Annotated in this window: 7 protein-coding genes and 1 pseudogene; 4 read left to right on the top strand and 4 right to left on the bottom strand. The window is 58.6% G+C overall.

The window, feature by feature from the left end; genetic code table 11:
* Positions 1-668: 668 nt before the first annotated feature.
* Positions 669-1,067 (top strand): hypothetical protein, encoded by a 399-nt coding sequence (locus EOJ32_RS19690; RefSeq protein ID WP_127899973.1) that lies wholly within the window; start codon positions 669-671, stop codon positions 1,065-1,067.
* An 81-nt stretch (positions 1,068-1,148) separates the two neighbouring features.
* Complete coding sequence (locus EOJ32_RS19685) at positions 1,149-1,634, top strand: hypothetical protein (RefSeq protein WP_127899996.1); 486 nt, start codon at positions 1,149-1,151, stop codon at positions 1,632-1,634.
* Positions 1,635-1,711: 77 nt separating this feature from the next.
* On the opposite strand, the gene EOJ32_RS19680 is transcribed toward EOJ32_RS19685, so the two are convergent.
* From EOJ32_RS19680 to EOJ32_RS19670, 4 genes and pseudogenes are all read right to left on the bottom strand, one after another.
* Positions 1,712-2,644 (bottom strand): IS5 family transposase, encoded by a 933-nt coding sequence (locus EOJ32_RS19680; RefSeq protein ID WP_127899982.1) that lies wholly within the window; start codon positions 2,642-2,644, stop codon positions 1,712-1,714.
* 449 nt (positions 2,645-3,093) lie between these two features.
* Positions 3,094-3,203 (bottom strand): annotated as a pseudogene (locus EOJ32_RS20735) (branched-chain amino acid ABC transporter permease); the annotation flags it as partial.
* Positions 3,204-3,620: 417 nt separating this feature from the next.
* Positions 3,621-3,923, bottom strand: coding sequence for a hypothetical protein (locus tag EOJ32_RS19675; protein ID WP_045983283.1), 303 nt, complete (start codon positions 3,921-3,923; stop codon positions 3,621-3,623).
* Entirely contained in the window at positions 3,923-4,585 is a 663-nt protein-coding gene (locus EOJ32_RS19670) for a ParA family protein (protein ID WP_127899995.1), read from the bottom strand. Before EOJ32_RS19670 ends, EOJ32_RS19675 begins: the two co-directional genes overlap by 1 nt.
* 111 nt (positions 4,586-4,696) lie before the next feature.
* Between EOJ32_RS19670 and EOJ32_RS19665 the strand changes: the two genes are divergently transcribed.
* Positions 4,697-5,674: a glycosyltransferase gene (locus EOJ32_RS19665; RefSeq protein WP_127899994.1), complete on the top strand. Its 978-nt coding sequence runs from the start codon at positions 4,697-4,699 to the stop codon at positions 5,672-5,674.
* A gap of 328 nt (positions 5,675-6,002) precedes the next feature.
* Complete coding sequence (locus tag EOJ32_RS19660) at positions 6,003-7,025, top strand: replication initiator protein A (protein WP_240542622.1); 1,023 nt, start codon at positions 6,003-6,005, stop codon at positions 7,023-7,025.
* Positions 7,026-7,035: the final 10 nt, after the last annotated feature.

Below are 7,035 nucleotides of genomic sequence, written 5' to 3'. Positions count from 1 at the left end.
AATCAGGAATCACGCTGCCGTACGGATCTACTAATGGCAACTTGAAATTTACATCTCATTCCATTTTTTGGAACGGTGGTGCCGGTATACCGGAACGGTGGTGCCGGTAGAACAAAAGAAGACCGGAACGGTGGTGCCGGTCGACCGGAACCGTGGTGCCGGTCGTTATAAAAATAATTGTTCAGAAACAGCACCTTATTTTTCTGCCTTCTAATGATCTACAGGGAACAACCGGGACGGGCCGTGTCGGGCGAAGCAGCCCCCGGGGAGCAAGCGCCGACCGGCGCGGACTGGCCCGGTTGTTCCCTGTCAGCGCGCTTTGACTTTGAAATGTCGTTTGGCAAGCTCGGGACGCCTCGGTGAGCGCCACGCGGGAATGGGGATGATCAGGCAAGAAGGGGAAAGGGTTATCCCCAGAGAGCACCAAATCTGCCTTTGAGGCGGGTCTGGATCTGGACCGTCGCGCTGGTGGCAACGGACGGATTTTCTGGTGAGACGGTGCCTGGTGCAGAGTGGCGCTTCAGCCTCTGGCTGCGCTCTGGCGGATATGGGGTGTTATGCGCCGGAAAATCTTAAGCAAAAAAAGCACGTCAGGGTTGTAAACCTCGCTTGCTTGTGAGGACCATCCTATCCGATGGTGTGACCGGTTTCAGATAAGGGATCTCACGATGAACTTGCTTTCGAGGGCATGGCCCGTTGCTTTCTTTTTTGGGCTATCCGCTTGCTCAGGCACTATGCAGGGGGTCACGCGCGGCACAGGCGAAGCGGTTCAGTTTTCCTATCAGCAAGGAATGGATAGCGACACGTTGACTGCTGTGATCGGCAGCGAAACCTTCCAAGGCAAAGCCGTTCAGCGAGGTAATCGAACGATGACGGCTACCACCTGGTCCGGAGAATCGGTGTTTGGATCAAGTTCTACAGGCGATGCCGTTGCCGTCATGATCGGTTCGCGAGGATCTTCTTTGTCCTGTCAGCTGCAATATGCTGATGCGAGTGGTTTCACGACCAGCGGCGGCGTGGGCGTTTGTCAGCACAGCGACGGGCGCGTGATAGACGTTGTCTGGTAACTCTATTTTTTAATCAATGGTTCATTTTATAAATGAACCATTGATATATTTATATAAATTTACGCTGATAGATGGATATTTATGATGAAAAGACTACTTGTATCCGTGGCTCTCACGGCAAGTATGACAAGCCCGTCATGGGCAGATATTGCCGCAATTGTAATTGATGAGGACAGTTTGCCCTATGATTTAAGTCCTTCGAAATACGATAACAGCCCCTCCAAATACGACAATAGCCCCTCTAAATATGATAACTCAGTTAGTAAATACGACAACAACCCTTCTAAGTATGAAAATAGTCCCTCAAAATATAGCAATACCTCTAGCGGCAATCAAAGAATTATATCGGAAGATCGTACATTTCTTGGGTATTATGTATTTGGCGATAATGGGATTATAAACTTTTATAGCTCTTCTGGTGAACGGGTTGGATATCTTCCCAGTGGCGGTCATACGCAAAGTGTTTTCGGTGAGAATGGGTGGTGTGGCACTATGGGGCAACAACAAGGGAAAGCTGTTCTAGGGCTAACTCAATCCTGTTTTTACCAGTTTTTGCTAAGCAACTAATAGAATTATCTATCGTACTTTCTGGCTTTGTTGCACAAAGCCTCTGATGTCCGAGGTTCCCCTTTCCCCGGACGGATTTATCCCGCGGTTTCTGTGACAGGAATACCGAGCGCGGTGTAGCCGTTCATGACGGCGATGCGGATCTGGATCTCCGCGACCTGTCGGTCAAAGTCCCGCGCCATGAGGCGCTGCCCCAGCAGTTTCATACAGTGCATCTTCGTTTCGGCACGGCTTCGTCGGTGGTATCCGCTCCATCGTCGCCAAAGCGCGCGGCCTAGATATTTCGCGGCGCGCAGGGCTTCGTTTCGCGCGGCGGCACCGGCGGTGAGGGTCTTCCACGGCTTTGCATTCTTGCGGGGCGGTATGACGGCATGTGCGCCGCGGTCGGCAATGGCATCGTGGCATTTGCGTGTGTCATAGGCACCGTCGGCGGTGACGCTGCCGATCTGCTCGTCCGCCGGGATCTGATCGAGCAGGTCGGGTAGCACCGGGGCATCACCGATGTGGCTCCCCGTGATCTCGACGGCTCGAACCTCCAGTGTTTGCTCGTCGATTCCGAGATGGATCTTGCGCCACACACGCCGTCTGGGGCCGCCATGCTTGCGGGCGTGCCATTCGCCTTCTCCCTCGACCTTGATCCCGGTGCTATCAATCAGCAGGTGCAACGGGCCCTTGGAGCCGCGGTAGGGGATGTTGACAGCCAAGGCCTTCTGACGGCGAGACAGCGTGCTGAAGTCGGGCACCGTCCAGTCGAGGCCAACCAGTCGCAGCAGGCTCTCGACGAAGCCGGTCGTCTGCCGGAGCGCCATGCCAAACAGCACCTTCATCGAAAGGCAGGTCTGGATCGCGGCATCGCTGTAGGTCTGCTGGCGACCACGCCTGCCTGTCGGCGCGGCATCCCAGTTCATCTCGGGATCGAACCAGATCGTCAGCGAGCCCCGGCGCTTGAGTGCTTCATTGTAGGCTGGCCAGTTCCTGGTCCTGTAAGTCGTGGGTGTGGGTCTGCTCATGCATCACAGCTACCACGCTGGATTCACGAGATGAATCCCTGACGCGATTTGTGCAACAGAGCCACTCGGGTTTTTTCGACTTAGAGAAGCGCGCATTTCAGCATAAAGCAGTCAGACGTCGCAAACGAACGCGCGCCCAGCTTTGCTGCACCGCGGCAAGAATATCGCATAGCAAATCTGCAAATACCAGTGCCGCGGTGAAGCATGCCTAATACCCGAATTTCAGGATGAAATCATCTTATTGAAGTCGCCTTAAAAGAGTGCTGATGAGGGATTTGTCGTAATCGATAGTAATCTGACTTCAGTCGGGTGATGCCGCGGCAGGCAACGCCTTTGCAGATCGACTGATAGAGATCATGCTCCATCACCCCTTATGATCATGACGTGGCATTCCCATTGACCTGACCTGACCTGACCTGAAACCTGTCATGGCAATGTCTTCGAACCGTAAAGTTGGCGATCGACCGGCCCATCACCCAGATAAAGCGCGGCTGATGCCCACCGACATGGCCGCCTGATCGTAATCGGCCACGGCGCACATGGCACGGCCCTGCTTGGTTTATGTGGATGCCCTCAGCGCCATCATCAGGATTGCCGCGATCAGTGTGACCCGCAGGTTCAGCAGGTCGCTTTCAAGATTCGATGCATGGCGTGTCCGAAGATGAGGAATGAACCCTGACAGGTTTGCTTGGACTGCCGCGCTGATGGCAGGATAATCCATATCTCCGGATCGCACTGCTTCGCCGTCTTTTGCGGATCAAGACCACTCTTCAGCATAGCTCCAGAAGCGCGATACATCCCACGTCGATATCCAGCGGTTCCCAGAAAGGCCGTCGTGGGTCGATGCCTTGCAACATTGCTTGATGACACGGTGGTTCTTGATGAACCCTGCCCTCTTTTCAGGCAAATTGCCCCGCATTGCTGGCTGATGGCAAGTTTCCGCTAACCTGGTTTCATTATAAATCCAATATATTCATTAACCGGATTTGTTTTCGTATCGGTTTTTATAGAGCGCCCAAGCTTCCTCCAGAATGACGCCTTGTTGCACGCCACGGCGGCGGGCCTCGGCGGCGATCTCGTCGGCGACGGGCGGCAGAACCTTGGCATGAACCTGCCCGGTGCGAGGACTGGGTTTGCGACCGCGCCGTTTGCCCGGCTCGCGGTCGACGAAGCCCAACTCCTCCCCCGCCCGGTCTGCACGTTCCACCGCAGCGGGGCTGCGATCCTTTTCACGCGACCGCAGACGACCCAGGTCGATGCTGAAGGGTTTGTCGCCCATCACTGCTCCTCCGCCGCAAGACGCGCATAGACCGCGCGGGCAAAGCCCTCAGCGTTTTCGATCGCGGCTGCCATGTTGCCCTGGGCGGGCATGGTTCTCAGATCACCCCCGAACTCGAACAGGGCCGAGAATGCTGTCCGCTCCATCAGCGCCGGTTCGATCAGGTCGACGCCCTGATCGCGCAACGATGATTCGATGCCGCTGTGCTGACGCGACCGCACCGCGCGCGTCATGGTGAAGACCACGGCATGCGGGATGGCCCGGTCCAGCGCCTCCTCCTCCTCATGGATGAGTTGCAGGGCCCGCACGCCTACCGTCGCGTCCAAGGTGGTGGCGCGCATCGGCGTGATGACAAGATCGGCTTGCGAGATCGCCCGGCTGACCAGTCGTGATGCGATCCCCTCCAAGTCGACGATGACGATCTCGCCGTCCTGATCGTGACGCTTGATGGTACGAACCAGCTCACCCTCGCCTACGTCCGACAGGACGCGGATGCGTGGCGGCAATGCTCCGCGCCCCGCCCAAAGCGACAAAGACTTGTTCGGGTCGCAATCAAGCATCGTGACCGTGGCGCCTGCATGGGCCAACTCGGTCCCCAGGATGGTCGCGGCGGTGGATTTTCCGGCGCCGCCCTTTGGGGACGCGATCACGATCGTGGGCATGGATTACCTGATTATTGAACTAACCGGATAATATGAATAATCCGATTTCAATCAAGCCCTATCCGTATAGCAGTCTGGACTTTCCTGCACCATCTTGCCACGTGAACCGTCATGAACACAGCTGCAGCCTCCACCGTCTCGGTGATCATCACCGCCCATGACGCCGCCGACACCATCGCGGATGCCGTCTGGACAGCATTGGCCGAGGCCGAGACCGCAGAGGTGATCGTTGTCGACGACGCATCGGGCGACGATACCGCAGCGGTGGCCGAGAGGGCGGGCCAAGGCGACGACCGGCTGACGGTGCTCCGCTGTGCCGTGAACGGCGGGCCCGCCGCAGCTCGCAACCGGGCCCTGGACATTGCCATGGGCGATTTCGTGGCCGTTCTGGATGCCGATGACTTTGTTCTGCCCGGGCGCTTCGCCCGACTGCTGGCGATCCCCGGCGCCGACATGATCGCCGACAACATCCTGTTCGTCGCCGAAAGCGCGGGTCCCGGCGATCTGCCGGCAGCGCCTGTGGTCAGTCCTCGGGTGATTGACCTCGATCTTGCAGGCTTCGTGCGCGCGAACCATTCCGTCCGTGGCAGCAAGCGGCAGGAATGGGGGTTTCTGAAGCCCGTCATGCGCCGCGCCTTCCTGCAGGCCCATGGCCTCTGCTATGACGAGACGATGCGTTTGGGCGAGGATTACGATCTCTACGTCAGAATGCTGCAGAAGCGGGCGCGGTTCCGGGTCTCGACCGAGGTCGGCTATGCCGCGCGCTGGCGCTTTGATTCGCTCAGCTCGCGTCACAGCACGGCCGACCTTCAGGCGCTCCATACGGCCGCTCTGGCGCATCTGGCGGCGGAGGGAATGGATGAGACCGCCCGTGCGGCCTTGGGTGTCCACGCAGGAGAGTTGCGGCGACGCTTCCTGCTGCGCGCTTTCCTGGATCGGCGCGCTCAGGCGGGCAGGGCAGGGGCCCTGCTCTCGGCCTGCCGGGATCCGCTGACCCTGGCCCCCATCGCGCGCGGCATCCTGAGGGACAAGCTCTCGGCCCGCAGGCCGGCCCCCGCCTCCCGGATCGGTCGCCTGCTGATCGAGTAGGACGGTTCTCCACCATCCCCTCACAAGCATGTCCCACCCCTCAACCAAAGGGCCTGGATGTGCGTCGACGCGCGGAGTTATCCACAGGTCTTCTGTGTTAAAAGGGGTTATATATGTGTTAAGGGGCTTTCGAAGCCTCTTTTAAGAAATAAAATCAATTGCTTACTGGAGCCCTTTATGGGTGAAGTGTCGTTTCTTCATGGGTGAAGTGGTGATTCGCTATGGGTGAAGTGTCGTTTCTCCAGTGTTTATGGGTGAAGTGTCGTTAAGCTTGTTTTATGGGTGAAGTGTCGTTATGGGTGAAGTGTCGTTAAATGCCAGAGAACCGATGAGCAGTCCGCTTCTTCCCGACCGACATCCGCAGCGTGACTTCTTCGTCTGCGACATCATCAACGCCGCGCCCAAGGCGGATGTGGGGTCGATGGAGCACCCGATCTTCTCGCTCTCGACCAAGCCCGACCTGAGGCCGCGGCACTACGAGCACAACGGCCTGTCGATCGACATCAAGCCTTCCAGCGACGGCATCGCCACCGTCCACGACCGTGACATCCTGATCTTCTGCATCAGCCAGCTGATCCGCGCCCTGAACGACGGCCGCGAGGTCAGCCAGCTGGTCCGCTTTCAGGCCTCGGACCTTCTGCGGGCCACCAACCGGATGACCACGGGCCGCGGCTACGACCTGCTCAAGGCCGCGATGGAGCGGCTTGCGGGGACGCGGATCTCGACCAACATCACCACCGGCGGCAAGGAGGTCTTCGAGACTTTCGGCCTGATCGAAAGCGCCCGCATCGTGCGTCAGACCCGCGAGGGGCGCATGCAGGAGATCGAGATCAAGCTGTCTGACTGGGTCTTCAACGCGATCCGCGCGCACGAGGTTCTGACGATCAGCCGCGACTACTTCCGGCTGCGGCGCCCCCTGGAACGCCGTCTCTACGAGTTGGCGCGCAAGCATTGCGGCAACCAGCGCGAATGGTCCATCGGCTTGGACCTGCTGCAGAAGAAATGCGGCTCGTCCTCGACCAGCTTCGAGTTCAGGCGGCTGGTGGCCAATGTCATCCGCGAGGACACGGCCCATTCGCACATGCCCGACTATTCGCTGCGCTTCTCTGCGGACGAGACCAAAGTCGTGTTCCGCAACCGCGGCACCGCGCCCGTGGCCGAGGTCTTCGAGGCCTTCCTGGACCCCGACATCCACGAAGAGGCCCGCGCCGCGGCGCCGGGCTGGGACGTGCGCTACCTCGAGGTGGAATGGCGCCGCTGGTGCGCCGCCGAAGAGATCGAGCCCAAGCATCCCTCGCGCCATTTCGTCCGCTTCTGCCGGACCTGGTACGAGAAACGCGGCAGTCCCTGACGAAGGCGCC

The sequence above is a fragment of the Paracoccus sp. Arc7-R13 genome (assembly GCF_004010775.1).
In the GTDB taxonomy this organism is placed as follows: Bacteria; Pseudomonadota; Alphaproteobacteria; order Rhodobacterales; family Rhodobacteraceae; genus Paracoccus; species Paracoccus marcusii.
This window is presented reverse-complemented; position numbering and strand designations above follow the sequence as displayed.

Excerpts from the sequence above, each read along its gene's own strand:
- EOJ32_RS19690 (WP_127899973.1), top strand. The coding sequence starts at position 669 with ATGAACTTGCTTTCGAGGGCATGGCCCGTTGCTTTCTTTTTTGGGCTA.
- EOJ32_RS19685 (WP_127899996.1), top strand. The coding sequence starts at position 1,149 with ATGATGAAAAGACTACTTGTATCCGTGGCTCTCACGGCAAGTATGACA.
- EOJ32_RS19680 (WP_127899982.1), bottom strand. The coding sequence starts at position 2,644 with ATGAGCAGACCCACACCCACGACTTACAGGACCAGGAACTGGCCAGCC.
- EOJ32_RS19675 (WP_045983283.1), bottom strand. The coding sequence starts at position 3,923 with ATGGGCGACAAACCCTTCAGCATCGACCTGGGTCGTCTGCGGTCGCGT.
- EOJ32_RS19670 (WP_127899995.1), bottom strand. The coding sequence starts at position 4,585 with ATGCCCACGATCGTGATCGCGTCCCCAAAGGGCGGCGCCGGAAAATCC.
- EOJ32_RS19665 (WP_127899994.1), top strand. The coding sequence starts at position 4,697 with ATGAACACAGCTGCAGCCTCCACCGTCTCGGTGATCATCACCGCCCAT.
- EOJ32_RS19660 (WP_240542622.1), top strand. The coding sequence starts at position 6,003 with ATGAGCAGTCCGCTTCTTCCCGACCGACATCCGCAGCGTGACTTCTTC.